We start from the raw sequence: 19,431 nt of genomic DNA, 5'->3' as shown, positions 1-19,431 counted from the left end.
GATACAGCTATTGTCAAGCGATTTCTCAATAGCTATATCGGCAGATTGATAGCCCAGTTTGCTTGATTCTGTGCCCCGGACGTTCGTCCGGGAGTGAGGTAGTTCGAACCCAGGAGCGATGCGCATAGCGCAAAGCGTGGTTTCGACGATTTCTGCTGGATACCGTTTTTCAGGCCTGTCGAAAAAGTTGCGGACCGCGGAACGTCGTCATCGCGAGGAGCGAAGCGACGTGGCGATCTCTATGTAAATCAAGGCTATTGTGAGATGCGAAGATTGCCACGCTTCGATCGCAATGACATCATTTGGGGTTTTCAACAAGCCCTTTCAACGGTAAGACGGCGCACAGACAGAAAAGGCAGGAGTGCCCTCACTCCTGCCACATTCAAAACCTCTGGCAGGTTTCGGAGAAACCTGCCCTTGTATCAGCTATTTCTTTTTCTTCTTAGCTGCTGTCTTCTTTACAACCTTCTTTGCTGTCCTCTTGACAGCTTTCTTCGGAGTCTCTTTCTTTGCCGGTTTCGTCTCAGCTTTCTTCGCAGTCTTCTTCGCGGCAGCTTCTGGCTCTGCAGCATCTTTCTTCTTGGGCGACTTCTTGAGAGGCACTTTAACCACGGTATGCGGCTTGCCCCCCTCCCTGATGACCACCTGAGCCGCAGCTAGTCGAGCTATCGGGACTCGATAAGGAGAGCAGGATACATAATCGAGGCCTATCTTGTGGCAGAATTCGATCGAACTCGGATCGCCGCCATGCTCCCCGCAAATACCGACCTTGAGATCCTTGCGGACCGATCTCCCCTTCTTGACACCCATTTCCACAAGCTGTCCTACGCCTGCTTGATCCAGACTGACAAACGGATCCTTCGGCAAAATACCTTTCTCGACATAATACTTGAGGAATTTTGCGGCATCATCGCGCGAGAAGCCCATCGCCATCTGAGTAAGATCGTTCGTACCGAATGAGAAGAAGTCTGCAAATTCAGCAATTTCGTCGGCAGTAAGCGCTGCGCGCGGAATCTCGATCATGGTGCCGATCTTGTATTCGACTTTCGCATGGTACTGACGGAGTACTTCTTCAGCGACACGCTCCGCAACCTCCCGCTGGTTCTTCAGTTCGTTGACATGCCCGACGAGAGGAATCATGATCTCCGGATAGATCTTCTTGCTCTGCTTTGCCAGCTCGCATGCCGCAGACATGATCGCCCGGACCTGCATTTCCGTGATCTCCGGATATGTGATTCCAAGTCGGCAACCGCGATGGCCGAGCATAGGATTCTGCTCATGCAGATCTTGTATTCGTTTTAGGATATCTTCCTGCTTCTTGATCTTCTCTTTGGGAGCATTCTTTTCCAGGAGCTCAGCAATCTTCGCCTGAACTTCCTCCACCCTCGGGAGGAACTCGTGCAGCGGCGGATCAAGAGTTCTTATAGTAACAGGAAGACCCTGCATGGCATTGAATATTCCCTTGAAGTCAGCTTTCTGGAACGGCATTAGTTTGTCGAGCGCTGACTGACGATCGGCCTGGCTTTCGGCAAGAATCATTTCCTGCACTATAGGCAGACGATCCTCCGCGAAGAACATGTGCTCGGTTCGACACAGTCCGATACCTTCGGCTCCGAACCTGCGAGCCGCCTTCGCATCGTCCGGGGTATCCGCATTAGTACGCACTCCGAGCTTTCTGTATGTATCGGCCCACTCCATGAACTCGCCGAACTCGCCTGAAAGCTCCGGCTCGATTGTCTTGACCTCGCCTTTCATGACTTCACCGGATGAGCCATTCAATGTAATTACATCACCTTCTTTGAAGACAGTCGTGCCAACGGCAAATTGCCTTCTGCCCTCATAGACGCGAATATCTTCGCAGCCAGCCACACAACTCTTACCCATCCCTCGGGCAACTACTGCCGCATGCGATGTCATCCCGCCGCGCGCGGTAAGTATTCCTGCTGCTGCTGCCATCCCGTGGATATCATCAGGATTGGTTTCGGTGCGAACAAGTATGACTTTCTGACCTTCCTGAGCATTTTCGACTGCCTGATCGGCAGTGAAGACTATCTTGCCCGAAGCGGCCCCCGGCGATGCTGCCAATCCCTGCGCAATAACATCATACACGGCGTCGGGACTGATGCGGGGATGCAGCAATTGTTCCAGATCCTCTGGTCTAACCCTTAGGAGAGCTTCTTCCCTCGTGATAAGCTTCTCTTTCACCATGTCCACAGCAATCTTGACAGCCGCTGGAGTGGTCCTCTTGCCCGAACGAGTCTGCAGCATGTAGAGTGTGCCTTTTTGGATAGTGAACTCGAAGTCCTGCACGTCTCGATAATGCTGTTCGAGGCGGTTCGTGATAGCGCGAAGTTGCTTGTAGACTTTCGGCATGACATCCTTGAGCGTCGAGATCGGCTCGGGAGTCCTGGTACCTGCCACGACGTCCTCGCCCTGCGCATTGATGAGGTACTCGCCGTAAAACTCATTATCTCCAGTTGACGGATTCCTCGTAAATCCCACACCCGTTCCGCAATCGTCACCAAGATTGCCAAAAACCATCGCCTGAACGTTGATCCCGGTTCCCGTATCATCGACAATGTCATTCAGATGCCGATAGGTGATTGCGCGGGGATTATTCCAGGACCGAAACACGGCATCTCTGGACATCTCCAATTGAACATTCGGATCATCCGGAAATGGCTCGCCCGATCTCCTTCTGACGATCGATTTAAACCGCCTGACTATATCCTTGAAATCCTCGGCAGAAAGAGAGGAATCCTGGCGAATCTTCCGCTCACGCTTCTTCTTTGTAATTACGCTCTCGAAGACTTCTTTATCTATGCCGAGCACGACATTGCCGAACATCTGAATGAATCGTCGGTAAATATCGTAGGCGAATCGCTCGTTTCCTGTGCGGGCAGCCATTCCCTTGAGACTATTCTCATTAAGTCCGAGGTTCAGCACGGTATCCATCATACCAGGCATCGATACCGGAGCACCGGATCTTACGGAAACAAGCAGTGGATTATCGACACCACCGAATACGGCGCCTGTCGACTTCTCCAGCTTCTTAATATTGGCTCTGATTTCGTCATCAAGTCCTGGCGGAGCACACATGTCGTTGTCATAGAACGCCCTGCAGGCATCGCAGGTAATTGTGAAGCCTGGAGGCACAGGTATTCCGGCGTTGGTCATTTCTGCCAAACCTGCCCCTTTACCTCCGAGCACCAGCTTCATGTCCCCAGAGCCGTCAGCCTTTCCATCTCCGAAAAAATAGACCATTTTAGGTGCTGCTTTAGATGCGGCTGATGTTTTCCGGGCAGCCTTAGGAACAGTTGTAGAACTCTTCCCTTCCGTGCCCTTTGCAGATATTTTAGCCATACCTGTATCTCTCCATGCCATAAATTATGCCATCCAGGTCGATTTCGGCCGAAATGTAACTTTGTTCATAGACTATCGCAAGCAGTTTTTGCACGCAATAACCCATACCTCTTTTGAAGAGAGAAACATGTTGAGCTGAACAGTAGTGGAAATGTGGTGATGCTGGATTGCCTTCTTACACAGCCACAAGATCACTACATAGTGAAGTAACGCTCACCGTTAATGATTTTTTCGAGCATTTTGAGGGTCTTTTCAACAGGAGCATGCATCAGATCATGGGTGTTGAAAGTCCCCTTCTGATTCTCCCTGGAGTACTCGACCCCGTTTGCGCCTTTAAGCCGCTGCTTCTTCTTGTGAGTCAGGTTGTACAGTCTCTGGTACTCTTTGGCTTTCTCCTTGTGTGCCAGATAGTACTTCCTTTGATAGTCAGCGCGGGCGGCTTTTGCTTCCTCGGGTGTCATCCGTTTCTTCTTACGGCGCTTTGGCTTAGAAATGTGGATTTTCCCCATAGTACCGTCCTTGGTTTTGGATCAATTCAGGAAACCGTTAAGCTCCCTCACTCAAATGCCTTACGGCACAGAATCCCAAAAATGCAGCCTTGCTGTTCAACTAATTTAAGGCTAAGTGTTTAGCCTGTCAACAGTATTCTGCAATGCAGTGTAACTTTTTTGCATCAAATTATCGCAGCCCGAACTAGCTGCAGGAGAGAAATATACGGAAGCTCCCCCTCTAAAGGAGCCAACCCTGCCTTCATGCACAGCCTCGTCCAAGCAATGCGCAATGCGAAAAACTCAACTGAAATATCTTATAAGCATATCCTTCCACTCTTCAAGAAACGCTATGCGCTGCACAAATAGCGAGACTCGCGCCATCACAGTGTAGCCGAAACTCGCCCCGAATCCAATCATCAGAACGTAAATACCAACCTTAGCAGCTCCACCAAACGAGCCTTTGTGCTCTTTCGAAAAGAAAAAATACATAAGGCCGGTAAGTACACCTATTACTATGAATATACTCCAGACTTCGGTCATAGATCCAAAGCCGAATGAGAGATCTAGCGTCGATGATAGCTGTCTATTGATGTTGTTGTACATATAGAGAGGAATAGCAACTCCCGATGTCCCTATATAGAACGCAATCGGATACCTCGAAACCCAGGAGAGCTTCTTCGAAAATCTCATCCACATCATCATGCCAAGGATACCCGGAATGAGGTACCACCATTCTCCCGCGAGTACCGGATCGTACAGCTTCGGCTTCAGGCTCGTGAGAACGAGAAGCACCACGAAATAGCCCGCACCAACACCGACCACAAGATGCTCCGCGAACTTGTAGAACGGGTTGTCCTTGTAAAGAAAGGAGAACGTTGCCAGCGTCAAAAACACTGCAAGAGTCGTCCAGAGCAATTCAACTGTCGCGCCGTCTTCCATATCTATTCTCCTTCCCTATCCCAACTTCTTTTTAGTTTTGCGTGACAGGAGATATCCAATATTTCCGATCACGATGAACAGTACAATCGTCAGGTGCGCAGCGACCTGTGCGGGCATCCCCGCAGTCGCTTTGTCGGGCCTGCCGACCAGCTTCTCGTATTCGGCAGCACCCTTCCAACCGCCTATCAATCCAAACAGGGCATTACCGAGATAAGGATAGTAGTCGGTCGCCATAACACCTGTGACTCCGAGCGCAAGCGGCATGTTGTAACGGGCGTTCCCGTAAATCACCCAGAAATCTGCGGTCGTACCCGATGTTATCGCAAGTACTGCTTTGACATCATCGTAGTTCTTCACACCCTTCATAATCGGGAGATCATCAAGAGGAGTGTCATAGTAATCGCGCGGGAAGAAGACTCTGAAGTTTTCTCCCATTCCCAGTATCACGAATGCAGGATAGGGCCTGTAACCGATGAAACAGTAATCTTCACCGTAAACGATCTCCCTTCCATACTCCTGCTCGGCAACGTCTCCGATTTCTCGAAAGATTTCTTCTACCATCCCCGCCCCATATTGGGAGAGTGTAACGCCGATAACCTTCACTTTACGCTTGTAGCACTGCGTGATAATCGCGCGGGACATCGGATGCAGTTCGGCCAGCGAACTCGGGTCGTAGTCGAACGAAATCAGAAGCTTGTCGCCCGGTTCGAGGTTCTCTACGAAGTTGTAGATAGACCTGACTTCTCTTGTGGTCACTATATCGACCGTGAAGTGGTTTCTCAAGAAATAGGCGAGAGCGACTACGACAAAGAGGAAAAGGAACACCCAGCGCCGATCGAGAGCTACCATCTTATCGAATATGTTCATAGCTGATATCTCCTTAATCCCTGCCGAGGTAGGCACGTTCGATTCCGAACATTATCTTGAATGCGGTCGCAATTGCGCCGAGCCCGATACCGATGATGATCGCACGCTTGGCAGCCAGATTCGGTACTCTCAGAATCCATCCCGACAGATCCGAGATATAGCTCGAAACCTGACCCATCGGAACGAACCTGATCATGATCACGAGACCGGCGAAAAGCAGCAGCGTCGCCAGCAGCGACCGAGCTCTGAATGCGCGGAAAGCCGCGGACGATATGAAAAACGCCAGCAGCGAGAACATGGTCGCCTGAATCGGCACAAGAATATAATAGAAGAAATGTTCGTACACATAGTTGTTAAGGTTTCCCCAGCCTGGAACAAAGCCGACGATCATCATTATTAACAATCCGGCCAGTGTAATGACAGCATATTCCCAGTTCTCCGCCCGTTGTTTAATCTTGTTGAAGTTCACTCGCCAAAGAGACCAGATGCCGAGTAGCAGTGCAAACACGCCGATGATGATCGTCCAGTCAATCAAATATTGATACATCCAGGCCCAGCTATCCAGCGGGACGTAGTACTGGACGACCATAAACAGACTGACCAGGAACACGATCAACAGGGGGATTCTTCGTTTCATTCAGTTATCCTCCCCTACAGTATTACTCTAACAAGTTCACGTATAGCATTCCAGCCAAAAGCGGTGGCCAGAACACCAACTGCCATCAGCACCATCAGGATTCCCTTCCCCCAGTCTTCGGCCTTCAGCGACCCCAGCAGAAGCGGATCTCGGCCGAGGTAGGCAGAAGCGGCGTACAACTCCTCACCAATGAGCGTATAGTCGCACGCTACTACGAAGAATGGAATCTGAGTGATCTGATCGGTACCGGCGATCTGGATCGCCCCGATCGAATTGCCGGTTTCGGCCAGAATCAGAGATTCAGCGGCGAAGTAGCCGAGGTAGAAATTCGTTGCAGGCAAATCACGAACCATGATACCGTTGACTCCGGCGACATACGCAAACTGAGCGTTGGTGACGAAGAAAACTTGGTCGTCGCTATACTGATCCGGTCTACCGGCCTCCATATAGGCAGATTTGACAACATCCTGTGCAACGCTCATAACAATCGGCTCATAACAAGGGACGATCAGATCGGTCTGATATTCGGCCACCTTCTTCGCCACTCTTCCGAGAATCGTAAACGACGCGATTGTGGCAATATCGGCAGCCGTGCCTATGCCGAGCACGTAGAGTATTGGCTTACCCATTTCAGTTGCGCGCCCTATTGCCTCGTCAACAGCCTCGATCCCGGCCAATGGCCGGACAAAAAGCTCTTTGCCCTTTCGAGCGGCGTTAATGAAGAGGACTGTGAAGAACCCGAATAGCACCACACCTACAAGAACCGGAACCTTGCCCCAGTGGAACCACTGGCCACTTGTCTGGAACGGCCCTCCGATTGCCGGCTCGGATTCAGTTCCATTGTTGGCAACAGCGATAACTTTGTAATAAAAGTCGTGATCGTTGGCCATATAATCCGAGTTGTCCTTGATCTTGCTGCCGATGTCGAGATACGTCGTGACTCCTCTGGCAGCTTCACCGAGTGACTTGAATTCCCCATCCGGAGCATCTCCACGGAAGATCAGGAATCTGGCGACGGAATCACTCCATTCGGCAGGATAACCCCAAGTCAGTTTGAGCTTGTGGCCTCCGTCGTTTGGAACATCCTCTCCCAAGACAAGCTCCGGCGCCGGAGGCGGCTCCATCTGAATCTCGGCAGGCATACTGTCAGCCATCTCGCCTTCATCCTGAGCCGGAAGAGCCGGCGCCAGGATCATGACGAGTGCTATGACAATTGCTGCGAGTCTCCATTTAGTCTCCATATGCACCTTCTATCGAAAAGACTGTTTTGTTACTGCATCATGCCAAGCCAGTCGCCGAAAAGGAACTGCATCCTCCCGACCAGCAGGGATATACGCGCCATGACCGTGTAACCGAATGACGCTCCGAATGTAACCATCAGAACAATTATGCCGGTGCGCGCGCCAACCCCAAATGCACCCTTGTGCTCTTTGGAGAAGAAGAAATATATGAGCCCCGTCATAACGCTGACGAAAATCGCGATGTTGGAGAGGGTCTCGCCAAGATTGAATCCGGTAGCACCGGTTGCATATAACGAAAAAGTAGTATTGTTGATTTGTTGGATAAAATCGGACCTCAGGTATCGTATAAGATTCAGTCCGGCAGTCGTGCCGACAATGAACGCCAGAGCCCATCTCGAAATCCACCCGACACTCGATGAAAGCCTCAGCAGAAGAAGAATGCCGAGAATCAGCGGGATCAGCATGAACGGCTCGGCGGCATTATCTTTGAGTGCGGGCATGACCGGCCCTACCATTGGAGGATAGAGCTTGCCGAACAGGTTCGGAACCATCGTTCCCCAGAATCCCATGCACATCCAATACGCAGCGCTCACGCCAACGAATAGATGCTCAGCGAATTTATAGTACGGATTGTCTTTGTATAGAAATGAGAATATGAACAGCGTAAGGAATGCGCCGACAGTCACGAGCAGTCCTTTGAGGACAATGCTCACAGCAAACGCGACAATCACAATCGCCAGAACTACATAACTTGCCGCCTGCTTACCGTTCATCAACTCCGCCCCTTCCCACTAGCTCTTAACAGGAAGTACAATGTATTTCCAAACAGGATGAAGAGCATGATTACCAGATGAGCGACTGTCTGCGACATCATCAGGCTCATGCCGGCCATCTTGCGGCCTCTGAATTTGGGATATGCTTTCAACAGGGCAGCCTCATACTCCGCAGCACCCTTGGCTCCCCCCAGCAATCCAACAAGCTGATTCGGGTAGTACGGATATAGGAGCGGAGCGGAAACAGCCGTGCACCCGCCGCCCACCGGGATCTTTCCCGGATCGCCCGCATACAGAATCCACTCTTTGATTCCGGGGAACCCGCCACCGAATGAAATGATCAGATCAAAATTCTTCAGGCTGTTGATGTTTTCCATCATCGGAATGGAGTCGATTGCAGTTCCGGCGGCATCAGTAGAATACATCCTCTTAAAATCAACATACAGCAATCGAATCAGACCCTGGTTACCCGCTTTGTATCCAAGATTGACATAATCGATGCCGTATTGATATTCCGGATATTCCGGATTCAGTATTTTAGCGATTGTCTCGCCAGTCAGGTTGTGACCGGTCGCCCAGACAGCCATCATATATAGCTTCGCCTTTCGTTCGGCGCATTGTCGCAGGATAGCGTCCATCATCGGCTGAATTTCAGGAGCCGTTGTCGGACCATAGTCGAATGACAGCAGCACTCTCGACTCTTCCGGAAGTGCATCTACAAAATCAAACAGCCTCTGGACAATAGGAGTCGTCTCCTCTTCAAGTGATACGCCAAACAGCAACGGAATCACGACGGCAAGTCCGATAAAGACGAATATGATTCGCCTATCGATGAACTGTAATCGCTCTACAATGCTTTTCTGTTCTGTTCCGTTACTCATGGCAATCGTCTCTAATCATTATCCTGTCCAAGATATGTACGTTCGACACCAAGAATCACGCGCAGAGACATCGATATTACTCCGAGCGCAATCCCAATCATAATGGCACGCTGTCCCGCCAGATTCGGCACATCCATAATCCAGTTAGCCAGATTCGGAATCTGCAGGAATGCCAGCGATGTGTCCTGAAGGCCGCCGGTTACCCACAGGCCGAGCGGCGTTCTTCCAAGCAGGATCACAAATGCTGCTATCAGCAGAATCGTAGCCTCTTTGTTCTTTGCTCTGAATGCTCTGTATGATGCCGATCCGACGAAGAAGGCGAGTAGTGCGAACATCGATGCCTGCAACGGCGTGAAGATGAACATGTACAGATCGCTAAACAGCGATCCAATTACCGCGACATCACCCTGTATGCCGCCCGGATTGCCGATCTTCAGAAGCCCTGCCGCGAGCATAACAAGAAAACCACCGAGCGTCACAATCGAGAATATCCAGTCTTTGCGCTTCCTTTTTATCTTGGTGACATGCACTCTGATAAGATTACCGCCACCCAGCAGGAATGCGAACACTGCGATAATATCAAAATAGAGCGAGAAGTCATCACCGAGATTACCAAACGGCTTGTGTGGGATGAACTCGGCAAGCACGAGCACTGTGCCGACGATAAATGTTATAAATAATGGTACTGTTCTGCGCATAACCTGCTAACTTGCTGAGAACCAGCCCTGAAGAGTGTTTCCGAGTTCAAGAATGTCCGCCGAACCGGTTATCGCCGCCAAGGTGAAAAGTCCACACAGAATCAAAATCACAACCATGGCGATGATCTTGCCGACATCCTGCCCCTTGAGTGATCCGAGCTGCTTCGGTTCACCTGAAAGATAAGCTGACGCTGCGAATAGTTCCTCTCCGATAAGCGTATAATCACACGCAGCAACAAAGAACGGCAGCTGCGCCGGCATAGCCGTTCCTGCTATCTGAATCGCTCCAATCGAATTACCCGTTTCTGCCATGATAAGAGACTCGGCATAGAATGCTCCGAGATAGAAACATGTCGCCGGCTTTTCACGAACCATGATCCCGTCGACCGCAGCTACATATCCGAACTGCTCGTCGGTGAGATAGTGAACCATGTCATCGGAGAATGCATCGGGTCGACCGGCAGCGACATACGCTTGCTTGATTGTTTCGCGTGCGGTAGTCATAACGATTGAACGCGAGACGGGCATATTCAATTTAGTGTCGTAATCTGCTATTGTACGCGCAATGCGTCCCAGTATAGTGATCCCTGCAACAGTCTGGACATCATCCATATCCATAATGCCGGGGATGAAGAGAATCGGGCGACCCATTTCTGTTGCGCGACCAATTGCCTCATCGACAGCCTCAAGGCCGGCAATTTTCCGCAAAAAGAATTTCTTCCCTTTCTGCGCATGGAAGATGAAATAGATGACGGAGAGGCAAATGATTAAGCCGATTACAAGCGTGTTAGCATCTTTGGAATTGAACCACTGCGGTGATGACCGCACGCCCGCAGATATTTCGGAGGGCGTCGATCCCGCGTCAGAGAATGCTGCTACATAGTAGTAATATGTAACTCCGTCAGTGGTTGTCGCATCTTCAAACTGCGACATCCCTTTCGAGGCAGTGCCGACGGATTCGAACTCACCTTCGGGAGATTCGGCTCGGAATATCTCATAACCAGTGACGTTGTCTGCCCCGGATCCGTCATCGGGTGATAGATGCCATGTCAGAGTGACGGAGCTGCCCTGATCCCCCTCGGCATCACGCACGATGTCGAGTCTCGCCGGCGCCGGACCAGTAGCAACCTGCACATCATCAAGGACTGCTATTGAGTCGAGCGTCAAATCGACAGCCGCACTGTCGGGCATATCCTGGGCTAAAAGGTTGGGACAAGCGAATGCCACAAATGCGACAATGCCCAAAACTATGATTGTTTTATTCTTACGATGCATCGGATTAGCTGAAAATTCCGCGAATCCAGTCGTTCACCAGAAAGTCTATGCGCCCGATCAGGAGCGACATACGACTCATCACGGTGTAGCCGAAAGAGGCACCGAAGGTTATCATAAGGAACCAAGTGCCGACCTTCGCCGCACCACCGAAAAGACCTTTGTGTTCTTTCGAGAAAAAGAAATAGACCAGTCCTGTGAATGTCCCGACCAGAATCAAAGTATTTCCGAGACCGGCCCAGACACTCGCGACAGGGGCAATCCCTCCCGCATCGGATATCGGTCCAAAGAGCGGGACAATCGTATTATATATCTGTTTAACACCGTTGGAGACGAGGTAGTTTACGAATTGCAGGCCTGCGGTTGCGCCGATCACGAGCGCGAGAGGCCATCGTGATATCCATCCGATTTGCGGCACAAGCCGCATCAGCATCATGATGCCGAGAATCCCGGCCACCAAATAGAGCAGATTATACTGAATCTCTCCGTGACCGAGAGCGACCAGCGCAGGCCAGAGATTGTCCCATAGTTTCGACACCAGATTCTGCCACCAGAGCGACACGATCCAGTAACCTGCAGAGATGCCTATAAATATCGCCTCGCAGATCTTGTACCACGGATTATCCTTATATAGGAAGGAGATTATCCCGAGAGTCAGAAATGCTCCGATCCAAATGCCTATGTCAAAATGCATCGCTTCCTCACTCCTGCCTTCCGCGGGTCATGAAATAGGCTATATTGCCAATCACGACGAAGAAAATCACGATTCCATGCGCAAATGTTTGTGACAGCATGAAAGTGGTCGCCTTTGCCTTAAATCCTGTTACTTTTTCGAACTCAGCACCACCACGCATGCCTCCGAGCAACCCGACAAGCTGGCCGCCACCGAGATATGGGTATGCGAGAGGAGCCTGTACGGCTGTGTTGCCTGCACCGAGAAGGACATCAAACCTGTCCGCGGCGATCTGCACCCACTCGACCGTACCGGGATAACCGGCAGAGAGGTTGAATACAAAATCTACGTTCGAGAAATTCTTGACGTTTTTCAGCATAGGAATATCTTCGTAGACTGTTCCGCGAACATCTTTCGGAAACGCCTCTTTGAAATCTGTGCCCATGCGCTGAATAACGAACTCGTTGCCAGCTTGAAATCCGAGATTGACGTAATCGACACCATATTGAAGATTCTTTGCTGCGATCTCAGGGACTTCAAATGCCCTTTGTAGGGACATTTCCGCCTGCTGAGGCCCCTGTGGCCATAAACCCATGATTATGATCTTCAGATCCTTCTTGAAACAGTACCTCACTGCCGCATCAGCCATCGGTTGAAGTTCCGGCGCCGATGGAGGATCGTAATCAAATGTCATCAGCACTCTGGAGCCGGGGGGAAGCTTCTCCATAGCGTCGAAAATGCCCCGCACCTCGTCCGAAATCGACAGTTTGAAGTCTGACGAAAGAAACATCGGTATCAAAAGTGATAGTCCCACAAGGAGAAATATCCACCTGCGGTCGATCATCAGCATCTTATTCCAGAAACCCATCAGTCACCTCCTCCGAGGTAAGACCTCTCAATGCCGAGCATAATCCGCAATGCGGTAGATACGGTTCCAAGTGCAATTCCGATCATAATAGCACGTTGGCCGGCCAGATTCGGGTAGTTCATAATGAATGAGGAAATATCGGAAAGGGGTGTGAAATCCTGCACGAACGGACCAAACAGGATGTCATCGAACAGAACCCGCCCCATCATGACAAGAAAACCCGCCAAGAGCAGAAGAGTCGCCTGAACATTCCTTGCTCTGAATGCTCGATACGATGCGGACGCTACAAAGAACGCCAGGATCGCGAACATTGTCGCCGAAAGTGGCGTATAGATATTCACATAGAGCCAGTCAAATCCGGTCCCGGGAATCTGGAAATCTCTGCCACCGGCGAATCCAGCGATCGCCATCGCCAACCAGGAGGCAACGATAATCACCGCATATTGCCAGTCCTTCTTCTTCTTCTGAATCTTGATTATTGAAAGCTTGAGAAGATTGAGAGCGCCGAGCCATATGGCGCAAGCTGCAATGATAAAGAACCAATCGGAAAACAACTGTTCAAATCTGTCAAACGGGCTGTGCGGAATGAAATACTGGATCACAAATGCAATCCCTACTACCGAAGTTATTACCAGAGGAATCTCTCGTCTCATATTCTATTCCGCCACAATATTGAGAAGACTCTGGACGTCATAGACACCGAGTGTCTGGATTATCACGCCGATCAAAATCACAACCAGAATCAAACCTTTGCCAACATCCTGACCTTTAAGCGACCCGAGAAGTTTCGGCTCTTTCGATAGATATGCCGACGCCGCGAACAGCTCCTCGCCGATCAATGTGTAGTCACAGGCGGCGACGAAGAACGGCAACTGCGCAGGCATCGCCGTTCCGGCAATTTGAATTGCGCCAATAGAATTACCTGTCTCGGCAAGAATCAGAGACTCGGCATAGAACGCGCCCATGTAGAACATCGTCGCCGGTTTCTCTCTGACCACCATGCCGTCGATAGCAGCGGCATAACCGAATTGATCGTCGGTGAGATAATGAACCATATCTTCGTTGAACGCGTCCGGGCGCCCCGCATTCAAATACGCTTCTTTGACAATCTCACGAGCGGTCACCATAACCAGCGATCTCGAAACAGGCACATCGAGTTGGGTCTCATACTCGGCTGCGAGTTTCGCCACGCGGCCAAGAATCGTCACACCGGCGATCGTCTGGATATTCTCCATGTCCTGTGTGCCTGGAATGTAGAAAATTTTCTTACCCATCTCAGTGGCGCGTCCAACCGCTTCATCGACAGCCTCCAGCCCCGCAATCCTGCGGATAAACAACTCTTTGCCGGCTTTGGCCTGAGCGATATACCACAGAATCAAGAATCCCAACACAATCGCAAAAATCAAAACGACCGTTCGATTGGTATTGAACCATTGTGCCGAAGCTTTGGCAGGAGCAGACTCAGCGGAGAACGAAGTGACTTCAACCTTCCCGCCGGCGACAGTTGGCGCAAAATTAACCGCAGCTACTCTGTAAACATAACTCTTACCGCTCTCGGGATAATTGTCGGTGATTGATGTTCCTCCGGCGGTGGCATCACCGATGACCTCGTATTGAGAATCAGGAGCTCCAACGGGCTTCCGCTCGACGTCGTAACGAGCGACCATCCCTTTGGCATCATCCGGCGAAAGATCCCAACTCACCTGAATCGATCCGCCATTGTCGTTCGGGGTATCCTTGCCAATGACGTTGAGAGCCGGCTGGGGACGGACAGCCTCCTCAGTCACCATCGAAACGGGTGCGCTGATGCTATCCGTAGTATCCTCATCAACAATAATCCCGAAGGCAGAAGTTGTGAGCAACAATAGAAGCAACGCGAGTAGTGTCGAAGTTTTCATAGGCATACAGTCGCCACACAAAAATAACCGTCGAAGTTATCTCGACGGTCGGATATTAGCAAAGTCAGCAGTTCACAGTTGATAAAACGAGAATGAAATATTCCACTGTAACACTTTCTTAGTAAGAGACGTCCCAAAGCTAGATCAATCTATGCCTCGGCAAATCTTAAGTCAAGTCAAAAATCAGTCTCTACCTTTCGATTAGCTCGACATTGGCACGAGGAACGATCACTTTATTACCTTCGCTGAACTGCACTGTGAGAATGCGCGCTTTCGATTCAGATTCGAGTTGGTGTAACTCTGGTTGAAGGTCGACCACTGTTCCGAGCTGACCGAAGTACGGTTGTCGAATCACACGAACAGGCGAGCCCACAGCCAACCCAACTGACTCGGTTGTGCGCCCGGCTGCCTTATCTGCATCAGGATTCTTCGACGGAATCACAAGTTCTGGACGAATCACACCGGCCCTGATCTGAGTCGCGCCGTTGATGCATGCCATTTCGCCTTCTCTAGATCTGAGGAGATCAAACGTACGGCCTGCCATACTGATCTGACCGAAGCCTTCGGTGATAACAACCGTTACGGTGATGTTCTCCGAACCGGTGATGGCAACGCCGATATCTGTACCGAGAAACTCACGCAGGTCTTTGTCGTCGAGTCCACCGACAACAATCCCCTTCGCCTTCACTTCGATGGCTTTCTTGATCGCTCCTGCGGTCACGATCGAACCCCCGACGACTATCTTCCCTTCACAGGAAGCATCGATCAGACTCTCGGTCAAAACGACAGAGTTGTTCTCAGCGACGACTTTGATCTCTCCGTGAGTCTCTCCGCCGATGCCGAAAATACCCTGGATGAAGGACCCACTGGTCTCAACAACCACGCCTTCTTCGGGAATGACTTCAGTGATGACACCGTCGAGATAAGCTTTCACCTCAACGGGAATCGGATGGCCGCGCAGTAATACCTGCCCGGTGATATTGGATATATTTTCAATGGAACCGTCTATCTTTGACTTTGCCTCAGATTTGAAAAGACCAAAGAAACTCTTGGTCATACCGATAGTCTCGCCCTTCGCGATCTGGTCCCCCTCCTTCTTCAGCATGCATTCACCAACATCTTCCGGCGGCACACCGAGGATATTCGCAATATTTATCGGCTCGACATTTCCCGGAAGATCGGTGCGAGCCACCACATCGTCTGGGGCAACTTTGTCGCCGACCTTAACAACAACATCGCCCTTCAGCGGTAGAATCCGCCGTTTTGAAATGGTCACCATTTCGGTGACCTTTAAACCGGGCGTATATGCGTGTGTCATTATCCAATCTCCTATTCAGCATGGACGAAATATTATCAAATTCATCAAAAGCTCGACATCAGAAAGATCTCCCAGTAGGACTAACCGCGCTCAATTGCCTCATTGGGGTATATATTCAACTCCGTGATCCATTCTTTGAGCTTTTCGACTCTCATCCTGTCTTCTTCCGGCGGGGTGAATGGCCGACCTCTGCCATCGAGGATTATCCCGACCACTCCACCCGAGACAGTGGTTTCGACATCGTGTCCTTTACCCGCCCCAACATCCTGGGACCGTTCGGGTTGAAGGACAGCCTTAGCCTTATATGCCAGGCCCGTTTCCTCGTCAAAGCCGAGCTTGATGAGTTTCAGATCGCCGGCGTTCAGTTCACCCTCTTCCGTCTTGCCACCCGGCAATTCGAAGCGATATTTCAAGAGGGCCTTTGTGCCTTTGTGATCGCCGACCGGAGCGATGCATGTCCCAAGATGGATAAGACAATCTTTCTCGAACACCTCAGTTGCGGCATGTTTGTGCACTACAGATAGCACGCCGAGCTGCGGCATCATGAAGATCGAATCGACTGCGAGTCGCGTGATACCTTCCGGCTGAAATGCGTCGACCATCATCAAGGCCGCCTGTTGCCGTCTGGGAGCATGCGAAAGAACTCCACCCGAGCCGATGAGCATGTTCAGCGACATCATGTTGACAAGAGTCGAACCCGATGAACTCTGAGCGAAGGCATCGGCGATAGTACGCTGCTGCTGGACGCCTTTGAGCACAGTCGCGAAACTCTTGTGCTGCACGAATGCAAGCCTCAGTGCTTCCCGTGCAATGGCCTGCTCAAAAATCAGCTCCTCCATCGACTGTGGAATCGTGGTCGGACGGATCATTTTGTTCTTCACCCTGTTGCGCAGGTCGCGCTCATCCATGTGGAACGGCACCCAGCGCATGACATTCGGCAGCGTCGCTTCCTTGAATACGTTTGATACCGAATAGCTCATACCAAGGTTAGCGGAGACTGTCCGATTGAATACTCCCTGGAATACCGAGAAGACGTCGGTGGTCGCTCCGCCGATATCAACGCCCAAAGCCTCGATGCCTTCGATATCAGCGATGGTTTTGATAATCGCTCCAACAGCTCCCGGGGTCGGCATAATAGGAGCATCTGTCCAGGTCATCAGCTTCTTGTAACCGGGTGCTTGAGCCATCACGTGTTCCATGAAAAGATCATGAATCTTCTCGCGCGCCGGAAGCAGATTCTCTCTCTCAAGTACAGGGCGGAGATTGTCAACAATGCCGAGATCGACTTTCTTTCCCAGCGTCTTGGTGATCGCATCTCTCGCTTCCTTATTGCCAGCGTATATGACCGGAAGCAGATAGCCGGAACCGAGTCTCGGCTTCGGATCGGCAGCGCCGATCAACTCAGCTATTTCCACGACGTGAGTTGTCGTTCCGCCATCGATGCCACCGGAAAGGAGGATCATGTCGGGGCGAAGGTGTCTGATACGCTCGATTTGCTCATGCGGAAGTCTCTTGTCGTTGGAGGCGATCACGTCCATCACAATCGCACCGGCACCGAGTGCGGCTCGTTCGGCGGACTCGGCCGTCATCGAACGAACAACGCCGGCAACCATCATCTGCAAACCGCCACCGGCAGATGAAGTCGAGATGTATATGTCAGTTCCGGTTTTTGTGCCGTTATCATTCCGTGGGGTTATGATCCTGTCATTCTCATCGAGGAGTGTTCGTCCGGAGAGTTCGGCGACTTCCTGCACCGCATTCAGTACTCCCATTGTAACATCTTCGAACGGAGCCTCAACGGTGGTTGGAGCTTCGCCTCTGACTATCAGTCGGTATTCTCCGTCCCGGAGTTCGATCAAGATTGCCTTGGTAGTAGTCGAGCCGCAGTCAGTAGCGAGAATGACCTTGATATCTTCAGGTTTCATATCCTTCATCTACTTCTTCCTCATATATGCGCCAGAGTAAACATTTTCCTCCATGCCGAGGCGGGGACATATGCCACCTCGTTCCAGGAATTACAAGTTACACAAATCTCTCCCATTTTGTCAAGCTGTCTGAAGTCTCATGACGCATTTCATTCTCGAATCGAAAAATGCGATTCTGAACTTACGGGCACCATCGGCCGGGACTAATCTGAGTCACTCAATAGATCGGGCTCTGAACATGAAAACAAGCAAAGACAGCACCAGCCCCGGGAAAATCGGTTCCAAGCCGAACCAGTACTCGCCGGATACCATCAGGCTTTTGGAGAGAAGCCACACCAGCGACAATAGCCCCGAGCAAATCATGGATACTGCAGTCCATTCAGGCGACATCCTTCGCTTTCCCACATAAGATGTGAACAGCGGAACAAGCAGCGCCGGAGTGCCGACCGATCCGAAATGATGCCAGATATCAATTATGGAGTCGAAGAACAGCGCCGCTGCCACTGATAGCACAGTCGAAAGAAGCAATCCCCATCTGGTCCAGTAGGTGATTCTCCCATCAGGTACTCCGAAGAATCGCCATACGATATCTCTTCCGAATGTCGATGCTGCTATGAACGAGTACGAATCTATAGTCGACATCACGGTCGCAAGGAGAGCGACCATGAAAACTCCCAACAGGCCTGCCGGAAGAATCAGTGACGCCAACTCCGGGAACGAAGACATTGGGTTCTCGAGCTGCGGAATGGCTGCTCTGGCATAGATACCGCAGGATGTGGTCATGAAATCGAAAACCGCCCAGCATCCTATCGAAATCAGAATACCATTGCGAGCTGTGGAGACCTTACGAACCGCAAAGCAGCGCTGGTAGAACGACGGCTCTATGAGAGTGGCCATCGCAATCACATACCAGACAGCGACATACCACCCGCTGTTCCCGCCGTTCCATGTGAAGTGATCTGCCGGTGCATGGCTCCGCAGATATCCGAGGCCACCGAATTCAGTGACCGCTACTATCAGCAAGACCGCAAATCCGATAAACATCAGCCCAAATTGCAATATGTCGGTTCGCACGACCGAGCGAAATCCTCCAAAATGGACATATATTAATGAGAAGAGTGTCCCCGCAACGATGCCGACCCAGAGTGGCCAACCGAACAGAACCTCTGCCAGTATGCCAATCATGAGTACATATGCCGCCGGTACGGTCATGATGAAGAGGATTACCGAACCGATTCCGGCGGCTCTCTTGTCATATGTCTTCTCAAGTCTGTCGGGAATGGTCAGTGCTTCGGATTCGCGCGCTTTCCTCGCAAGGAAGATTGCAAATATCAGCGCCGCAATATAGTACGGCAAGCCAAACACCAGCCAGGTCGACAGGCCGTACAGGTATGAATACTCTCCAACACCGAGAATTCCGCCATACCATGTCGAGACAAGAGAAGCAACGAATGCCGGTAGAGTCAGAGTACGCCCGCCGATTATGAACGACGCCGCGCTCTCATCCCTGCGTGCTCGGTGGATGAGTCCTGCGGCGACCAGCCCGACAAGATAGGCAACTACAATTGCATAATCGATTGCCGTCAA

The 19,431-nt window shown here is 51.0% G+C and carries 16 protein-coding genes and 1 pseudogene; all 17 read right to left on the bottom strand.

Going from position 1 to position 19,431, the window contains the following annotated elements; translation table 11 throughout:
* Positions 1-630: 630 nt before the first annotated feature.
* A pseudogene (gene ppdK, locus KKH67_12325) lies at positions 631-3,363 on the bottom strand (pyruvate, phosphate dikinase).
* A gap of 194 nt (positions 3,364-3,557) precedes the next feature.
* Positions 3,558-3,872 carry a hypothetical protein gene (locus KKH67_12320; protein MBU1319965.1) on the bottom strand — a complete coding sequence of 105 codons (315 nt, stop codon included), beginning with the start codon at positions 3,870-3,872 and terminating at the stop codon, positions 3,558-3,560.
* Positions 3,873-4,154: 282 nt separating this feature from the next.
* A complete protein-coding gene (locus tag KKH67_12315; GenBank protein MBU1319964.1) occupies positions 4,155-4,793 on the bottom strand; it encodes a hypothetical protein in 639 nt (212 codons plus the stop codon).
* A gap of 15 nt (positions 4,794-4,808) precedes the next feature.
* Positions 4,809-5,660 carry a hypothetical protein gene (locus KKH67_12310; GenBank protein ID MBU1319963.1) on the bottom strand — a complete coding sequence of 284 codons (852 nt, stop codon included), beginning with the start codon at positions 5,658-5,660 and terminating at the stop codon, positions 4,809-4,811.
* A 13-nt stretch (positions 5,661-5,673) separates the two neighbouring features.
* Positions 5,674-6,297 carry a hypothetical protein gene (locus KKH67_12305; GenBank protein MBU1319962.1) on the bottom strand — a complete coding sequence of 208 codons (624 nt, stop codon included), beginning with the start codon at positions 6,295-6,297 and terminating at the stop codon, positions 5,674-5,676.
* 14 nt (positions 6,298-6,311) lie between these two features.
* The gene (locus tag KKH67_12300) at positions 6,312-7,538 is read right to left on the bottom strand and encodes a hypothetical protein (protein ID MBU1319961.1); all 1,227 of its coding nucleotides are present in this window, start codon (positions 7,536-7,538) and stop codon (positions 6,312-6,314) included.
* Between the two features lie 29 nt (positions 7,539-7,567).
* Complete coding sequence (locus KKH67_12295) at positions 7,568-8,311, bottom strand: hypothetical protein (protein ID MBU1319960.1); 744 nt, start codon at positions 8,309-8,311, stop codon at positions 7,568-7,570.
* Positions 8,311-9,192, bottom strand: coding sequence for a hypothetical protein (locus tag KKH67_12290; GenBank protein MBU1319959.1), 882 nt, complete (start codon positions 9,190-9,192; stop codon positions 8,311-8,313). Before KKH67_12290 ends, KKH67_12295 begins: the two co-directional genes overlap by 1 nt.
* 11 nt (positions 9,193-9,203) lie before the next feature.
* Positions 9,204-9,890 (bottom strand): hypothetical protein, encoded by a 687-nt coding sequence (locus tag KKH67_12285; GenBank protein MBU1319958.1) that lies wholly within the window; start codon positions 9,888-9,890, stop codon positions 9,204-9,206.
* Between the two features lie 6 nt (positions 9,891-9,896).
* Positions 9,897-11,165, bottom strand: coding sequence for a fibronectin type III domain-containing protein (locus KKH67_12280; protein MBU1319957.1), 1,269 nt, complete (start codon positions 11,163-11,165; stop codon positions 9,897-9,899).
* A 4-nt stretch (positions 11,166-11,169) separates the two neighbouring features.
* On the bottom strand, positions 11,170-11,856 hold the full coding sequence (locus KKH67_12275; protein MBU1319956.1) for a hypothetical protein: 687 nt from the start codon (positions 11,854-11,856) through the stop codon (positions 11,170-11,172).
* Positions 11,857-11,863: 7 nt separating this feature from the next.
* On the bottom strand, positions 11,864-12,703 hold the full coding sequence (locus KKH67_12270) for a hypothetical protein (GenBank protein MBU1319955.1): 840 nt from the start codon (positions 12,701-12,703) through the stop codon (positions 11,864-11,866).
* On the bottom strand, positions 12,703-13,356 hold the full coding sequence (locus KKH67_12265) for a hypothetical protein (GenBank protein ID MBU1319954.1): 654 nt from the start codon (positions 13,354-13,356) through the stop codon (positions 12,703-12,705). The genes KKH67_12270 and KKH67_12265 overlap by 1 nt, the downstream gene beginning before the upstream one ends.
* Before the next feature lie 3 nt (positions 13,357-13,359).
* Positions 13,360-14,607, bottom strand: coding sequence for a fibronectin type III domain-containing protein (locus tag KKH67_12260; GenBank protein MBU1319953.1), 1,248 nt, complete (start codon positions 14,605-14,607; stop codon positions 13,360-13,362).
* Between the two features lie 184 nt (positions 14,608-14,791).
* The gene (locus KKH67_12255) at positions 14,792-15,919 is read right to left on the bottom strand and encodes a hypothetical protein (protein MBU1319952.1); all 1,128 of its coding nucleotides are present in this window, start codon (positions 15,917-15,919) and stop codon (positions 14,792-14,794) included.
* 80 nt (positions 15,920-15,999) lie between these two features.
* Complete coding sequence (locus tag KKH67_12250; GenBank protein ID MBU1319951.1) at positions 16,000-17,853, bottom strand: glutamate mutase L; 1,854 nt, start codon at positions 17,851-17,853, stop codon at positions 16,000-16,002.
* Positions 17,854-18,057: 204 nt separating this feature from the next.
* Positions 18,058-19,431 (bottom strand): sodium:solute symporter family protein, encoded by a 1,374-nt coding sequence (locus KKH67_12245; protein MBU1319950.1) that lies wholly within the window; start codon positions 19,429-19,431, stop codon positions 18,058-18,060.

The organism is Candidatus Zixiibacteriota bacterium (assembly GCA_018820315.1).
Lineage (GTDB): Bacteria > Zixibacteria > MSB-5A5 > JAABVY01 > JAHJOQ01 > JAHJOQ01.
Note: the sequence above shows the minus strand (reverse complement) of the source record. Positions and strands in the feature narration are given on the sequence as shown.